General features: G+C 49.9%; 17 protein-coding genes. 10 read left to right on the forward strand and 7 right to left on the reverse strand.

Features of this window, described 5'->3' with window-relative positions; translation table 11 throughout:
• The first annotated feature begins 75 nt into the window (after positions 1-75).
• Positions 76-564, forward strand: a complete 489-nt coding sequence (locus tag DZK30_RS03110; RefSeq protein ID WP_118972608.1) for a cytidine deaminase — start codon at positions 76-78, stop codon at positions 562-564.
• 203 nt (positions 565-767) lie between these two features.
• On the forward strand, positions 768-1,865 hold the full coding sequence (locus DZK30_RS03115) for a fatty acid desaturase family protein (RefSeq protein ID WP_118972609.1): 1,098 nt from the start codon (positions 768-770) through the stop codon (positions 1,863-1,865).
• Positions 1,866-1,974: 109 nt separating this feature from the next.
• On the opposite strand, the gene DZK30_RS03120 is transcribed toward DZK30_RS03115, so the two are convergent.
• Positions 1,975-3,276 (reverse strand): ABC transporter substrate-binding protein, encoded by a 1,302-nt coding sequence (locus DZK30_RS03120; protein ID WP_162902797.1) that lies wholly within the window; start codon positions 3,274-3,276, stop codon positions 1,975-1,977.
• A gap of 257 nt (positions 3,277-3,533) precedes the next feature.
• On the opposite strand from DZK30_RS03120, the gene DZK30_RS03125 reads away from it, so the two are divergent.
• From DZK30_RS03125 to DZK30_RS03135, 3 genes are all read left to right on the forward strand, one after another.
• On the forward strand, positions 3,534-4,211 hold the full coding sequence (locus tag DZK30_RS03125; RefSeq protein ID WP_118972611.1) for a metal-dependent transcriptional regulator: 678 nt from the start codon (positions 3,534-3,536) through the stop codon (positions 4,209-4,211).
• 161 nt (positions 4,212-4,372) lie between these two features.
• Positions 4,373-5,047 (forward strand): YggS family pyridoxal phosphate-dependent enzyme, encoded by a 675-nt coding sequence (locus DZK30_RS03130; RefSeq protein ID WP_118972612.1) that lies wholly within the window; start codon positions 4,373-4,375, stop codon positions 5,045-5,047.
• A gap of 158 nt (positions 5,048-5,205) precedes the next feature.
• The gene (locus DZK30_RS03135) at positions 5,206-6,237 is read left to right on the forward strand and encodes an efflux RND transporter periplasmic adaptor subunit (protein ID WP_162902798.1); all 1,032 of its coding nucleotides are present in this window, start codon (positions 5,206-5,208) and stop codon (positions 6,235-6,237) included.
• A 75-nt stretch (positions 6,238-6,312) separates the two neighbouring features.
• Here DZK30_RS03135 and thiL read toward each other — a convergent pair whose 3' ends face one another.
• A complete protein-coding gene (thiL, locus tag DZK30_RS03140) occupies positions 6,313-7,344 on the reverse strand; it encodes a thiamine-phosphate kinase (RefSeq protein WP_118972614.1) in 1,032 nt (343 codons plus the stop codon).
• 75 nt (positions 7,345-7,419) lie between these two features.
• Here thiL and DZK30_RS03145 point away from each other — a divergent pair, with 75 nt between their 5' ends.
• The 4 genes from DZK30_RS03145 to DZK30_RS03160 are packed head-to-tail and all read left to right on the forward strand — an operon-like array spanning position 7,420 to position 9,804.
• Positions 7,420-8,034, forward strand: a complete 615-nt coding sequence (locus DZK30_RS03145; protein ID WP_162902799.1) for a hypothetical protein — start codon at positions 7,420-7,422, stop codon at positions 8,032-8,034.
• A 4-nt stretch (positions 8,035-8,038) separates the two neighbouring features.
• The gene (locus DZK30_RS03150; protein WP_118972616.1) at positions 8,039-8,749 is read left to right on the forward strand and encodes an RsmE family RNA methyltransferase; all 711 of its coding nucleotides are present in this window, start codon (positions 8,039-8,041) and stop codon (positions 8,747-8,749) included.
• Positions 8,742-9,404: a DUF4159 domain-containing protein gene (locus DZK30_RS03155; RefSeq protein ID WP_118972617.1), complete on the forward strand. Its 663-nt coding sequence runs from the start codon at positions 8,742-8,744 to the stop codon at positions 9,402-9,404. Before DZK30_RS03150 ends, DZK30_RS03155 begins: the two co-directional genes overlap by 8 nt.
• Before the next feature lie 43 nt (positions 9,405-9,447).
• Complete coding sequence (locus DZK30_RS03160; protein ID WP_118972618.1) at positions 9,448-9,804, forward strand: YraN family protein; 357 nt, start codon at positions 9,448-9,450, stop codon at positions 9,802-9,804.
• On the opposite strand, the gene DZK30_RS03165 is transcribed toward DZK30_RS03160, so the two are convergent.
• From DZK30_RS03165 to DZK30_RS03175, 3 genes are all read right to left on the reverse strand, one after another.
• Complete coding sequence (locus DZK30_RS03165; protein WP_162902800.1) at positions 9,767-10,462, reverse strand: phosphatase PAP2 family protein; 696 nt, start codon at positions 10,460-10,462, stop codon at positions 9,767-9,769. The genes DZK30_RS03160 and DZK30_RS03165 overlap by 38 nt on opposite strands.
• Positions 10,463-10,486: 24 nt before the next feature.
• Positions 10,487-11,965, reverse strand: coding sequence for an LptF/LptG family permease (locus DZK30_RS03170; protein WP_118972620.1), 1,479 nt, complete (start codon positions 11,963-11,965; stop codon positions 10,487-10,489).
• 192 nt (positions 11,966-12,157) lie between these two features.
• Positions 12,158-12,523, reverse strand: coding sequence for an START-like domain-containing protein (locus DZK30_RS03175; protein ID WP_240432845.1), 366 nt, complete (start codon positions 12,521-12,523; stop codon positions 12,158-12,160).
• Positions 12,524-12,793: 270 nt separating this feature from the next.
• Between DZK30_RS03175 and DZK30_RS03180 the strand changes: the two genes are divergently transcribed.
• Positions 12,794-13,660, forward strand: a complete 867-nt coding sequence (locus tag DZK30_RS03180; protein WP_118951172.1) for a sigma-70 family RNA polymerase sigma factor — start codon at positions 12,794-12,796, stop codon at positions 13,658-13,660.
• A gap of 205 nt (positions 13,661-13,865) precedes the next feature.
• Here DZK30_RS03180 and DZK30_RS03185 read toward each other — a convergent pair whose 3' ends face one another.
• Both DZK30_RS03185 and DZK30_RS03190 read right to left on the reverse strand, forming a co-directional pair.
• Positions 13,866-14,534: a spermidine synthase gene (locus tag DZK30_RS03185; protein ID WP_162902801.1), complete on the reverse strand. Its 669-nt coding sequence runs from the start codon at positions 14,532-14,534 to the stop codon at positions 13,866-13,868.
• Between the two features lie 4 nt (positions 14,535-14,538).
• Complete coding sequence (locus DZK30_RS03190; protein ID WP_118973385.1) at positions 14,539-15,351, reverse strand: M48 family metallopeptidase; 813 nt, start codon at positions 15,349-15,351, stop codon at positions 14,539-14,541.
• Positions 15,352-15,422 lie beyond the last annotated feature (71 nt).

A 15,422-nucleotide genomic window follows, 5' to 3' on the forward strand; every position in this document is an offset into this window, starting at 1 on the left:
AACTCTGGTACATATATTTTTCCCCCCTTAGCGGTGGTTTATGAAAGGCTTATCTTAATTTGCGTTCTTTAAACAATGGACACCTCCTTCTCTTTCCCATATCTGACCTTCGGGCAGCCCGGCGATCTTTCTGCCGGAGATGCAGCCTTGCTGGAGGCCGCCCGTGAAGCGACACAACTGGCTTATGCACCTTATTCCGGCTTTGAGGTAGGCGCGGCGCTGCTGCTGGACAACGGGGCCATCGTAAAGGGCGGCAACCAGGAAAATGCATCCTATCCCGCCGGTATCTGCGCTGAACGTGCAGCCCTGGCCACGCTTTCTTCTCTCTATGCCGGTATGGCTATTCATACCGTTGCTATTGCTTACCGGAACAAACGGCAACCGGAGCGAAATGAGCTGATCCTTTCACCCTGTGGCATTTGCCGGCAAAGCCTGCTGGAAGTAGCAAAGCGCCAGGATCATCCTATAAGGCTGATCATGAGCAATCCTGCGGGGGAGGGCCTTATCGTCGACAACATTATCAATATGTTGCCTTTTGCCTTTTCGGGCGATCACCTGCATTAGGAGCATACAAAGCGTATGCAAACTGCAGCGCAGCTTTCGGCGTATATTTCTTTTATGCAATCGTAGGGGAAAGCGGGCAAATGATTGTCACATATTTGCAAGGAAACGTAATTTAATTGACAGTATCATCATTTTATAGTTATCTTTACCGCGATGGGGATCGTCTCATATGAAACTTATTCAATTATTCTAAAAAATCTTTAATGGCATTATTTGATTATGTGCTGGAGCCGCCAAGTTATGGATGGCGTGATGAACAGGGAAATCTGGTGAAACCCACTCAGAAGCAGATTTTTAAAGAATTTTTTTCAAGGCTGAATATTTTTAAATCCAGGAAGAACTGGATGACTTTCACGAGTTGGGTACAACTCTTTATGTTGCTTCCCTTCCTTATCTATTTCTTCTTCTTCGCCTTTAACTGGTGGTTTGTGCTGGCAGGCTTTGTATATAGCATGATCTTCATGGGTACGCATGGCACCATCTGGTATCACCGCTATTGTACGCATGGCGCCTACACCTTTAAGAATAAGTTCTGGCGTTTCGTTACGCAGCACCTGGTGATCAAGACTGTGTTCGAAGAGATCTATGCCGTATCGCATCATGTTCACCACGCCAAATCTGACGAGCCGGGTGATCCCTATAATGCAAATGCCGGCTTCCTGTATTGTTTCCTGGCCGATGCCAATCACCAGCCGATCAACCGCAATCTTTCTGAAGAAGATTATCAACGCGTCGTGCACCTGATGCGGCATACCGGTGTAAAACCCAATACCTACGAGCAATACCGTAAATGGGGCAGCATTGATAGCCCCGGCCGTGTGTTGCTGAGCTGGGCACTCAACTGGGGTTTCTGGTTTGCAGCCTTATACCTTACCGGTCAGTACCTGCTGGGCGGACAAGGACTTGGCCTGGCCTGCGCGATATTCGGTTCTGCCTTTGTATGGACAGCCGGTGTGCGTACCTTCAACTACGAAGGCCATGGCAAAGGAAAGGATAAGCGGGTAGACGGTATCGATTATAACCGTAAAGATCTTTCCATTAACCAGATATGGCCCGGCTATGTAGCAGGCGAATGGCACAATAACCATCACCTGTACCCGGCCAGCGCACGTTCGGGATTCCTGAGCTACCAGGTTGATATGGCCTATGTCTATGTCCGTTTCCTGAGCCTGATCGGTGGCGTGGATACCTACCGTGATTCGAAAAAGCAATTCCTGGAACAATATCACTATCCTTATATCGCGCAGAAAAAGGCTGTGGCAGACGCCAAGAAGTTGAAGCTGCGGGAACAGAATGCCTGATGTTTAGAAGTTTATATAAAAGCTGCCCGGCAATCATTGCCGGGCAGCTTTTGTTTATACCTGTGACACCTGTCAGAAAATGGTTATGCCTGTTGTTAGCAGTGTACGGTTATTGCTGCTCTACCACATAGCCGCCATTCTGATAGTGGAGCATATACAGCTTGTTGTTTTCGAGGTAGAGAAAGTCGTTCTCCCTGGACCAGGCCGGCTCTATCTCGTAGCGGGTAAAGGGCGCCGCGCTCACATCGCCGATATCTTTATTGAACACCACGCCATGCTGCTCCAGGAGGTGGCTGAGCCAGTACAGAGATTCGTAGCCCCGGTAGACCATTTCAGATGGCGTGCCGCCATAGGTGGCTGTATATTGTGTAGTCACATATTTGCCTGCTGCAGTGGTAGGATCGTAGTAGAACGGCGTCGTGTAGTGAATGCTTAATCCCATGTAGGCGCTTTGCTGGCTAAGGCCCCGCAGTGATTTCCAGGAGGGCATTCCGAATATCTGGAAGCGGTAGCTGCGCGGCATGGCGGCAAGGGTATTGAGTATTTGCTCTGCACTGCCGATATCGAGCACGCTAACGAAGACTACATTGACCTTAGTGCTGTCAAAAAGCCGGGACAGGGTATCTGTGGTCAGCTTCAGACGGGAGCAATCCACGATGCTGAGATCTTTCTCTTCAATAAGCGCGTCCCGAAGCTGGTTATAGGCTTCTTTTTCACCGCTGGTATTGTTATTGTGAAAAATGTATTTCGGATTTTTTCCGTATTTCTTGTCGGCATAAGCGATTAGCTGGCTGATATGGGTTTTCAGCGTTGGCTGGATCAGGATAAAGTAGGGATTGTCTTTGGTATTGGCATCGGCAGGGGAAAGCGCCGAAACAAAATTGATCTTTTTCTTTTTGGCATAGGCAGCCAGTGCCGGTATATCGTTAGATTGCACGCAGCCGATGATCAGATCTGTTTGCTCCATTTTTTTTCCTGTAGTCAGCTGCGCAATATTGTCGGCGGGATCAGTTATATCGTGCACGTACCATTCCAGCTTTACATCCTTGTTCTGCATGGCCTGGGCTGCAATGCCGAGGCCTTCGTAGAAGTTAATAGCAGATTGCAGATGATCCGGAGCTTTTTTATAAAGCGGTTTCCCGTTCTGCACCAGTGCGTTCAGGTTTAGCGGCAATAGTACATCTATACGGTAAACGTCTTTTTTTCCGGCGGCAGGATATTCGGGCGGTACTCTTTTTTTGAGTTTAGGCTCGTCTTTTTTAGCGACGGGCTTATTCTTGTCCGGGTTTTTCTTTACCGGCTTTTTAACCTCTTTTTTAAACAGCTTTTTCCAGAATTGCGCAGGGGAAGCAACGGGCGTAAGCAAGCTGCAGGCCACTACGAGAAAAAGGATCTTAAGGCATTTCTTCATAGACAAAGGAAACAAAAGCATGCGAAACAAAGCAGCGCTCTTCCGGGAAAGAGCATTGCACACGGGATATGGTGAATTGCAAATCTAACTAAATCTTAAAGAAGGCTTTCCTTTTAGCATTTTTTTAAACCTGTGATCCCATGGTTATCTGCAATTAACAGGTAGCTAAACGGTTTATAGCAATTGCCTTCCGGGGCAAGCCATAGGCCTTCGGCACTGCTTTTGGATATGCCTGCGATTCTTGCTACTTTCGCCTTATGCCCGAATTCAGCTTTACAGAGGAGAACTACCTTAAAGCCATCTACTACCTGCAGCAGGATAGCCCCAGCAAAGATGTATCGGTGAACGATATTGCGGAAAAAATGAATACCCGTCCTGCTACGGTAACGGATATGTTGCGCAAGCTCTCCGACAAAAAGTTGATCCATTATGAAAAATACAAAAAGACACAGCTGAGCAAGACGGGCATGTCCGTAGCCCTGCAGATCGTACGAAAGCACAGGCTTTGGGAGGTGTTCCTGCACGAAAAGCTGCATTTTTCCTGGGATGAGGTACATGAAGTTGCCGAAGAGCTGGAGCATATCCGCTCTGCAAAGCTGATCGAGCGGTTGGATGAGTTCCTGGATTTTCCCCGGTTCGACCCCCACGGCGATCCTATTCCTAACGCCGCAGGAGAGGTAAAGCCGGCGTCAAATACCACGCTGTCGCAAACAGAGGCCGGCAAAAAGCTTAAGCTCGTAGCAGTCAAAGATACTTCTTCCGCCTTTTTGCAGCACCTGGAACGTTTCGGCCTGCACATTGGCGTACAATTGATCGTCGATGAGTTTTTGCCCTTCGATCACAGTGTAATGGTCAGCATCGACCAGGCTCCCCCGGTAATGCTTTCCGATAAGATCGCAGCCAACCTGCTGGTAGTTGATACCGGCAAAAAATAATCTAATCTGAGTATCCGGATATAGGAAACAAAGGCGGTCCTTGAGCTTGTCGAAAGGACAACGATGGTGCTTCGACAAGCTCAGCAACCGTTATTTAGGAGCAAATTGTATCCCGTTTCCTATTTCCGGATAGTCACTTAATTCTAAATATAATTACCTCAATGATCACAGCAGAAGCTTTCGGGCAGCTGACCCATACCTTGCAGGAAACCCAAGCGACATTGATCGCTGTATCCAAACTTAAGCCGGTTTCAGATATTGAAGCGTTGTACCGGCTTGGTCAGCGGGATTTCGGCGAGAACTACGTGCAGGAGCTTGTAGAAAAGCAGGCGCAGCTACCGGCCGATATCCGATGGCATTTTATAGGGCACCTGCAATCCAATAAGGTAAAATATATCGCACCTTTCGTGCACCTGATACACGGTGTAGACAGCTTCCGGCTACTGAGCGAGATCAATAAGCAAGGCGAAAAATACGACCGGCAGATACCCTGCCTCCTGCAGCTTCATATTGCGGGGGAAGAAACCAAGTTTGGGCTGGACGAGAAGGAAATGATTGACCTGCTGGAACACTATGAAGTGCAGCGGGCGCAGCTGCGCTATGTGCGTATCGACGGGCTGATGGGCATGGCCTCTTTCACGGCAGACAAGGCGCAGGTTGCCGCCGAGTTCCGTAACCTGAAGGCAATGTTCCAGCTGGCCCGCCAGAGTTACTTTTTAGGACAGGAGCATTTCCATATCCTGTCGATGGGAATGAGCGGCGATTATGAGACAGCCATTGCTGAAGGCAGCACTCATGTACGTATTGGTAGCCTGCTTTTCGGACAACGGCAATAAAATATTTTACCGGGTTTTAAACCGGGGAGGATTTAAATAGTCCTAATCCGCCGGAAACCGGCGATCACCCTTTTTTAATTATGCAGCAAACATCTGTACCAGGCCCGGGGTCGCGTTTTTATCTTCAATGCAATCGGAATAGCGGATTAACGAAAATATTGGCCGCATGGCTCCTGTTGGCTGCCGCCGGTTGTCATTCCGGCAAAGAAAAGAAACCAAAGGATAAAGGCCCACAGGGGCTTAGGGCAGAAGCAGTAGTGGTGCAGCCTACTACGCTGGATGCGGTATATGAAAGCAGCGGGAACCTGCTGGCCAATGAAGCGATCAACGTTTACCCGGAAGTTTCGGGGCGCATTACGGCCATTCATTTCAGAGAAGGCGCGCCTGTGCACAAAGGCGATCTGCTGATACAGCTTTACGATGGCGACATCAGAGCGCAGATACAGAAATTAAAAGTGCAACGCCAGCTGCAGGTCATTACCAAAGAACGGCAGGATGAGCTGCTCGCCATCAACGGCATCAGCAAGCAGGAATACGACAATACGGTGGCCCAGATCGCTTCTATCGATGCCGATGTGGAATATAATGAGGCCTTATTGCGGCGCCTGCAGATCAAGGCTTCATTCGATGGTATTATCGGGTTGCGTAATGTGAGCGTGGGCGCAGTCGTTACGCCCACTACACTCGTTACCATCATCCAGCAGGTGAATCCCTTAAAGCTGGACTTTCCAATACCGGAGCAGTATAAAGGCGTGATCCGTACGGGTAATGTAGTACGCTTTACGGTAACGGGCAGCCGTGATACCATGAGCGGCCAGATCGTAGCCATACAGCCCGGCGCCGACGCTACTACCCGTACCATTATGATGCGGGCACTGGTACCCAATGCTGCCAACAAGCTGGTGCCAGGCGCTTTTGCCAATGTATACCTCACGCTTGACCGGAACAGTGGCGCCATCATGGTCCCTTCTCAAAGCATTATTCCTACGACACGGGATAAGAAGGTGGCCGTACTGCGCGGCGGTAAAGCAGAGCTGGTCACAGTCACAACGGGCATGCGGGAAGTTGAGGACGTGGAAATATTGCATGGGTTGACGCCCGGCGATACCGTACTGACCACCGGTATTATGCAGGTGAAACCCGGTGTGGAAGTGAAGGTGACCAAAATAAAGCAAAACACCGCCAGATAATCGTATAGGATAAGAACAAGGGGCATTGCTGTAACACAATGCCCCTTGTTCTTTATATCGTCCTGGGTCGGTCGTTTACTGAAAAGCTACCCAGCCCTGGGCAACCAGCTCATGCTTGTTGCCTTTGCGTGTAATGAGATTACGGCCTTCTTCCGGCGGCGTCATATGCCCAATCACGCTGATCAGCTCCTGCATACGCAGCTTATCGTAATCTTCCTGTTTAATGGTGAATAGCAGCTCGTAATCCTCGCCGCCGCTGAGCGCGCAGGCCGTGGGATCGATGTCGAATTTATAAGCCACTTCGCGTGTCTCGTCGTGGAAGGGTATCTTGTCTTCATACAGCACGCAGCCGGTGTTGCTTTGCCGGCACAGGTGCAGGATCTCGGAGCTCAGGCCATCGCTCACGTCCATCATTGCGGTGGGCATGATCTCCTGTTCTGCCAGCCATTCCACGATATCGAGCCGGGCCTCGGGCTTCAGCAGCCGGCCGGTCACGTAGGCGCGTCCTTCCAGGTCGGGTGTTACCCCGGGGTTTTCGAGAAAGATCTTCTTTTCCCTTTCGAGTAGCTGTAAGCCCAGGTAAGCCGCTCCCAGGTCGCCTGTAACGCACAGCAGATCATTGGGGCCGGCGCCGCTACGGGTAACGAATTTGTTGGGCGTTACCTCACCGATAGCGGTAATGCTGATAAGCAATCCTCTTTGCGAGCTGATGGTATCGCCACCTATCAGGTCTACATTATAATGCCGGCAAGCTGCATATACGCCCTCGTAAAATTCGTCCAGGGCTTCCACCGAAAAGCGGTTGCTGATGCCTATATTCAAGGTGATGTGCGTAGGGATAGCGTTCATGGCGCAGATGTCGGAAAGGTTGACCACGACAGATTTGTACCCAAGGTGCTTCAATGGCGTATACATCAGGTCGAAGTGCACACCCTCTACCAGCATATCGCTGGAGATTACGGTTTGCTTGCCAAACTGGTCGATGACTGCGGCATCATCGCCGATGCTGAGGATGGTGCTGGCCTGCCGGGTCTCATTGTTGCGGGTCAGGTGGTCGATAAGTCCAAATTCTCCAAGGCTGGCTATTTCTGTACGTTCTTCACTCATATTGTTGCTTTTGACCGGGGCGGCGATTAGGAAAAAAGGGCAGGTTTATTACATTTGCGTACTAAAGCAATGCTGATGCGCTTACGATCTCTATTACCCGTGGTTTTTTGCTGCGCCTTATTCGCCTGCAAAGAAAAGCAAAATTCCGCTTCCACTGAAGAAAAAGCGACCACCGGCCAGGAGCCGCCGCAGAAGACGGGCGATACCACCGAGACTTATTTTTCTATCACTGATTATTTTAACGACCAGTGGAAAAACCGGAATGGAGATCCTTATACGCTATTGAAGATCGTGGAGACAAACGGCCGGCGCGACAGCGCTTACGTGCCACTCGACGGCGTATTGTGGGGGCGGCTCCGCGCCTACTTTGATGCCGCAGATATCAGCGATAAAAAATACCTGGGCTGGTACAAATTTGATATGTTTACCGACGAGACCACGGAGACCACGCACTTGCATTACGAAGCTGTAGCGGCCGATCTGTTCCTGCGTAAAATGGATATTTCGGCAGATATGGTCACCAACCTGGTCAAATCGATCTATATGGAGACCAGCAGGCAGCAGGATGGTCGCCTGGTGCGCCAGAAGCTGCAGTATATGCCCGACCGCATTTTCCAGATCCAGATCCTCGGATCGGAAAAGGGCAATATAACTAAGGATACCTTGCTGGAATACCGTTTTAAATACTGACCCCATGCTGCCTTATTTTTACCATGAAGCGCTTGTTGCAGGCCAACAGGTATTTACACTTGATGAAGCCACCTCCAAGCATTGTATACAGGTATTGCGTATGCAGGAGGGCGAGCATATGCTGCTGACGAACGGGAAAGGGCTGCGCGCGCGGGTAAGCATTGTCGCAGCCGAACGCAAACGTTGCGGGGTACAGGTGGTAACCCTGGAAACCCTTACAGAAAGGCCCTATGCGCTGTCGTTGGGTATTGCCTTTACCAAGAACAACAGCCGTAATGAGTGGCTGCTGGAGAAGGCTACGGAGATGGGCATCGAGCACATTTATCCTTTGACGGTGCAGCGTAGCGAAAAAGAGAAGTTCAATGCCGAAAGACTGAAGCTGATATTAATATCGGCAATGCTGCAATCGCAGCAATGCTTCCTGCCCCGACTACATGAACCCCAGCCGTTGAAACAGCTGATGACCGCAGCGGCGGAGCAGAAGCTGCTGGCCCATTGCCTGAGCGGCGAGCCGCGCCATTCGTTGCTGCAGGCCATGCAGCCATCCAGAAGCACATTGGTGCTTATAGGGCCTGAAGGCGACTTTACCAGGGAAGAAGTATCTTTATGCCTGGAGCAGGGTTTCAGCCCGGTTTCACTGGGCGCCAACCGCCTGCGCACCGAGACTGCAGGGCTGTATGCCTGTACCGTTTTTAATGCTCTGAACTATGCGTAAACTGCTTTGCAGCCTGTTGCTGATCCTGATGATACCTGCTGTGCATGCGCAGCAAATAAAGCTTGCCTTGCTGGTTTACGGCGGTGGTGGAGACTGGTATGCCAATCCAACAGCTTTAAAGAACCTGGCACAATTCTGCAACCAGAACCTGCATACGGCATTTGCTGCCACAGAAGCCCAGGTGGAGGCCGGCAGTGCCGACCTGTTCAACTATCCCTTTGTGCATGCAACCGGCCATGGTCGTATTTCCTTTAGCGATGCAGAAGCCAAAAACCTGCGGTTGTACCTGGAAAGCGGCGGCTTCCTGCATATCGACGACAACTTCGGCATAGATCCCTATGTACGGCCCGAGATGAAGAAGGTGTTTCCCGAACTGGATTTTGTCGAGCTGCCTTTCTCGCATCCTGTTTATCATCAGCAATACAATTTTCCCAACGGCTTGCCAAAGATCCATGAGCACGATGGTAAGCAGCCCCATGGCTACGGCCTTATTTATAAAGGACGGCTGGTATGCTTTTACACTTTCGACTGCGATATCGGTGATGGCTGGGAAGATCCTGAAGTACATAACGATGGACCCGAAAAGCGGCAGCAGGCCTTGCAGATGGGCGCCAACATCATCCGGTATGTATTTACCGGTAATGCTAAATCTTAAGGGCGCACCGGCCTTTTCTATTATCTTAAAAAAAGCGAGTGCCATGAGCAAGCATCTTGAACTGGGTAAAGCCGGTGAGGAGCAGGCGCATGCCTACCTGCGCGGCAAAGGCCATGTGCTGCTGGAGATCAATTACCGCTTCGGGCATAAAGAGGTCGATGTGATCTCCTTATCGGGCGATATACTTGTGTTTACCGAGATCAAGACCCGGAGCAGCTATGCGCTGGGCTTTCCCGAGGAGGCCGTACATGAGCGCAAGCAGCAATGGCTGAAGGCGACCGCCGAACATTATTGCCTGCAATATCCTTCCTATGAAAAGCTTCGCTTCGATGTGATCAGCATCCTGTTGCAGCATGGACGGGTTATCGAGCTGCTTCATTTTGAAGATGCGTTCTATTGATCTCTGCATCTTTGAAAGGATTGATGATGGCAAAAGAAATAAGGCAGCACAGCGTGCCGATCACGCTGCCCGTATACACGTCGGCATAAAAGTGCTGCGACAGGTACATTCTTGAATAAACTACCGATAGGGCAATAAGGAAAAAGACGGCGCCCAGGTAGCGGTAGCGTGCAGGTAGCAGCAGCGACAGGAAGCACAGGAAGGCAAACGACCCTTCGCTATGCCCGGAAGGAAAGCTGAAATCGTAGTTGAGTGGCTGCCCAGGCACGCGATGGATCCAGGCTGCTTCTGCAAAGTATTTCAACGGCCGGGGCGCATTCACCAGGCCCTTGATCGCCTGTGTGAGCAGGAAGGGGCTCAGGTTGCATACCATCAGGGCCAGGGTAAACTTCCAGGTACGCAGGCGCGGAATGAGCAGCAGCAACAACAATATCGTAATGATCACCGGCCCCTCGCCGATATGGGTGATCCAGGGAAACAGCGTATCGCCCAAAGGGCTGTAGTGCCCGTTGATAGTACGGTAGACCCAGCGCTCCTGTTCCCACAGCAGCAGCATGCATCCCAGCAGCAGCCATATCATGAACAGCAGGATAAAGTAGCGGGCGCCGTCCAGCGGCTGCATATATCTTGAGCGGTACATATTGTCGAAGCGTGTCATTGGCATGGGTTTCGCTGTTGCGGCTCAGGCCGCCGTTTTGTTTTTCTTTCTTCCTGTAAGCCCGCCCAGGAAGGTTTTAAATTTAAGCCAGCCTCTCTGGTACCATTCTTTGTTGAACAGGCCCGAATCGTTGCGCGCGGCGGCCATAATCACGAAGGCTATGGGCAGCAACACGCCGGTGGCCAGCCACATACCGTACCAGGGCGCTACGGCGCTTTGCTGTGCCAGCTTTTCCCCGGTACTTGAAATGATAAAGTAGATAATGAAAAAGGCAATGGCAATAATTACAGGCATACCCAGCCCGCCCTTCCGGATAATAGCCCCGAGCGGTGCGCCAATAAGGAACAACAGCATACAGGCAAACGAGAGCGTGTACTTTTTATGCCAGGCGATCTCAAATTGATTGATGCTCTCTTTGCGAAGCTTCACATCGCTGGAAACGATCGTTACCAGGCGCTGCATGCTCCTGACATTGGATTCTGTGGTCTGGATCACCCGCCTGCGGGAAGAGTCGGGCACAAGGTCGAAGAAGCTTCGTTTATAGCTGCTGATCTTGCCTTCGCCTTTGCTCACGCGCCGGAAGGTAAGCGAATCTTCCTTGCGTTTCTGGTAGAGCGAAAAGTACGGATCGAGATAGCGGTCGAGGTCTTTGGCCGATAAGTCCAGCTTCTTGTTCATGCTGTCGATATTGTCGTTCAGCTGGCTTACGTTCATCATCTCATTGTTGCCCTTAAAAAGCTCTTCTTTGGTACGGCTAAAGGCAAACTTGGAAAGATCGAACACTTTATACCATTTGCCGAATTCCATGCGGGTCTGCGCGTGGTTGTTCTTGGTGTTGTCTTCTTCATAGCGGCAACCGTCGATCAGCTCAAATATGAGGTAGCGCTTATCTTTAGAAGGATACATACGGCCATTCCTGGCCAGCACCAGTTTGTCGCTGCCCCGGCCTGATGTGTGGTCATAGATCACGATATCGTGGATGGTTTGTCCGTCCTTTTCTTTTTTACCCACCCTTATCGCAAAGCCATCGATGTCTTTGTTGAAGAAACCCTCGCGTATGTTCATAGCAGGCTTCTGGTTGCGCATATCGTACAGCAGGGAATAGGATTTGAGGTTGGTGACCGGTATCACATAGTTATTGAAGAAGAAGGCCAGTACCGAGATGATACCGATAAATATGATCAGCGGCCGCATGAAACGGTACAGCGATATCCCGGCCGATTTAATAGCCACCAGCTCAAAGTTCTCCCCCAGGCTGCCGAAGGTCATGATGGAAGCCAGCAGGATACCCAGGGGCAGGGCAATAGGGAAGAGGGTAGTGGACATGTACAGCATTAGCTGCATGGTCATGAGCACACCAAAACCCTTGCCGATCAGCTCATCCATATACAGCCAATAGAACTGCATGGCCAGTGTGAACAAGACAATGAAGAAGGTTACCACAAAGGGGCCCATGAAGCTGCGCAGTATCAGTAGGTCCAGTTTTTTCAGGCGTACATTCATCGGGAAACAATAGGCCGTCAAGTATCGTCCGGCGCTGCAAAAATAAAGAAGCTGCCTTAAAGGTCGCACGAAAACTATGCTTCCGGGAAAAAACGCTTCTCAGCAATGGGAAAAAAGAAGCTGTCCGGGTTAAGGACAGCTTTCTCTATCTTTTAACGTGGCCGAAGCGTTTTTAGTATCTGGTGCTTTAGCTCAACTGCCTATCCGGTGTTTCAGGTCGTTGATCTGTGTGTTCCACAGCTGTTGCTGGTCTTTGATCTCGCCTTTGTCTGCAAAGTCGGTGATCTGTAAAATGGTCTCGTTCGTTACAGGGCTTTGCGCGATCCTGAATTCGAAAAATTCCTCGTCATCATAGTATTCCCAGCGATAACGTACAAATTCATTCTCTTCAAAACTGACCCGGTCCGCTTCATCAGTAGCATTGTTCCAGCTGAAAAAGAAAGTATCCTCCCTTTGATCCACTTTGTCTGCAAACCATTCCTGTAAGCCGTTTGGAGTAGAAAGAAATTCGTAGAGTATTGTAGGGGAGCATCTGATAGGGAACTCAACCGTAAACATTGATTTTTTACTCTTCATATAATAAAGCGATCTTGGTGATTCATCGTGTTGCAATAATAGAAAAAGCCCAGAATAATCAAAGCATTTTCCTTTTTTTATTTTATTCTCATTTATAAACGGCTTGAAACCCTTGCCTAATGCGTGTTAATGTTTGTTTAATTTTTTTTGGATTCGTAGCGCCGAATCCTTAGCTTTGTTTACATGTTGCCTAATTGTTAATCGATAAAAATTATCTCATTTGTAACCAAAAATTTACACACACTCATGTCAATGCGTCAATTGAAAATCACAAAGTCAATTACCAACCGGGAGAGCCAGTCATTGGAAAAATACCTCCAGGAAATCGGTAAGGTTGACCTTATTACTCCGGAAGAGGAGGTTCAACTTGCAATAAGAATCAAGCAGGGTGATCAGAAAGCATTGGAGAAATTGACGAATGCCAATTTACGTTTCGTGGTCTCTGTAGCAAAGCAATACCAAAACCAGGGCCTGTCGTTAAGCGACCTGATCAATGAAGGCAATCTGGGGCTGATCAAAGCAGCGCAACGCTTTGACGAGACACGTGGTTTTAAATTTATTTCTTACGCCGTATGGTGGATACGCCAATCGATATTGCAGGCGCTGGCTGAACAAAGCCGTATCGTGCGTCTGCCGCTCAATAAAGTAGGACTGACCAACAAGATCAGCAAAGCGTATTCTATGTTGGAGCAGGAATACGAGCGCGAACCTTCTTCAGAGGAGCTGGCTAGCCTATTGGAGATCGGACTGGAAGAAGTGGAAACAACATTGGGAGTGGCGGCTCGCCATGTGAGCATGGACGCCCCCTTTATCGACGGCGAGGACAACACTTTGCTGGATGTGCTGGAAAATGCCAACGCGCTGAAGGCCGATCGCGAGATCGAGCACAGCGATTCACTACGCATGGAAGTGGCGCGCTCGCTCAGCACCCTTACCGACCGCCAGCGCGATGTGCTCACCTTGTATTTCGGTATCGGTGTGGAGCATCCCGTATCTCTTGAAGATATTGGCGAACGCTTCGGGCTCACCCGTGAAAGAGTGCGGCAGATCAAGGACAAGGCCATCACCAAACTACGTACGACCAATCGTTGCAAGCTGCTGAAATCTTATCTTGGATAGCATACCCCCCCAACAAAAAAACAAACAGACAACATAAGAAATGGAAAAAGAGCGTCCTGCACAGGGCGCTTTTTTCGTGTGTATTTAAGTCAGGTATCAGGTATCAAGTATCAAAGTATCTCAATACCCAATACTCACTACTCAATACCCAATACCCAATACTCAATACCCAATACTCAATACTCAATACTCAACCTCTCAATACTCAACCTCTCACAATCAGGATGCGGTTCTGCTCTTTTTCGATCACATCCACATCGCTGAAAATGCTTTTGACATTGCTGAGGTACTGGTACAGCTCCACTTCATCGTTGACGATATAATTCATGATCCAGATGCCGCCTGGCTTCAGCAAGCGCCTGGTTTGCACCAGGAATTCCTTTTCGGTAAAGAGTGAAGGCACCTCGCGTCCGTTGAAAATATCGATGCATAGCAGATCGTATTGCCCTTTGTCTTTCTTTACAAAATCGGCTGCGTTGATGCAATGCGGGTCGAGGTTATGAACGCCCAGGGCCGAAAGGTTTTCCAGTGCCCATTTGAGGATCTGCTCGTCATATTCCACCAGGGTAAACCTGGGGTTGTGCTTGTATTTTTCCTTCAATATCTGGGCAATGCTGCCCAGGCCCGTACCCAATATAAGGCAATGCGATAAGGCTGTGAGCTTGTCTTTGGGAACGTTCCGGAAAGCGATGCGAAAGGGCTGGTAGCGGGTGCCATCGGAGTATAAGGCTTCTTCCGTAGCCAGTTGCCACTGGTTGCGGTAAAGTATGAATTCGAGAAATTTATTTTTGCTGCCCGGGGTGCTGGCAATGGTAACCGGTATCAGGTAGCTTAATACTCTTTTTACAGGTGAAACTTTAAAAAAAGGGTGCACAAGGTTATGGTTTTTTATAGTACTGCATCGCTTTCGGTATCTGACTTTTGATACTGTTGATGCGGGTTTGGTCGCTGGGATGTGTGCTCAGCATCTCTGGTGGTTTGGCGCCGCCCTGGGCTGCCATGCGCTGCCAGAAGCTTACTGCTTCATTGGGATCGTAGCCGGCCATGGCCATAAAGATAAGTCCCATTTCATCGGCCTCGCTCTCATGCTTCCGGGAAAAGGGGAGGATGCCGCCAACATTGGATGCCACTCCATAAGCCGAGGTGTAGAGCGCCTGAGTTTCGGCAGGCTTGCTCGATACGGCTACAGCCACTGCGACACCGCCAAGCTGCTGCACCAGCCCCTGGCTCATGCGCTCGGCACCGTGCTTGGCAATCGCGTGGGCAATCTCGTGTCCCATGACCACCGCCAGGCCTGCCTCTGTTTTGGTGACCGGTAATATGCCCGAGTAGACCACCACTTTACCACCAGGCATGCACCAGGCATTTACTTCCTTGGAGTTAACCAGGTTAAATTCCCATTTATAGCCGGCCAGCACTTTGCTTTGTCCTTTGCCTGCAAAATACTGATTAATGGCGGTAGCCAGCTTATTGCCTACGCGCTTTACCATTTCGGCATCATTGCCGCCTATGGGCTTGTTCTGGGTCAGGAAGGTGCTGTATTGCTGGGCGGAAAGGCTATTGATGGTGCCGTCGTCGACCAGGTTAAGGGAAGAACGGCCGGTAACGGGATTCTTATAGCAGCTTTCCAGCGCCGGAAGCACGAGAAGGCCTGATAAGGCAGCGGTGAATAAAAGGTTGTTGCGCTTCATTTTGCCATGTTTTGCCGGACTGTCAACATTTTGAGCAGTATATAGGTTCAAAATAAAGGGATAGGACAGAG

It is taken from the genome of Taibaiella koreensis (assembly GCF_003545715.1).
Lineage (GTDB): Bacteria > Bacteroidota > Bacteroidia > Chitinophagales > Chitinophagaceae > Taibaiella > Taibaiella koreensis.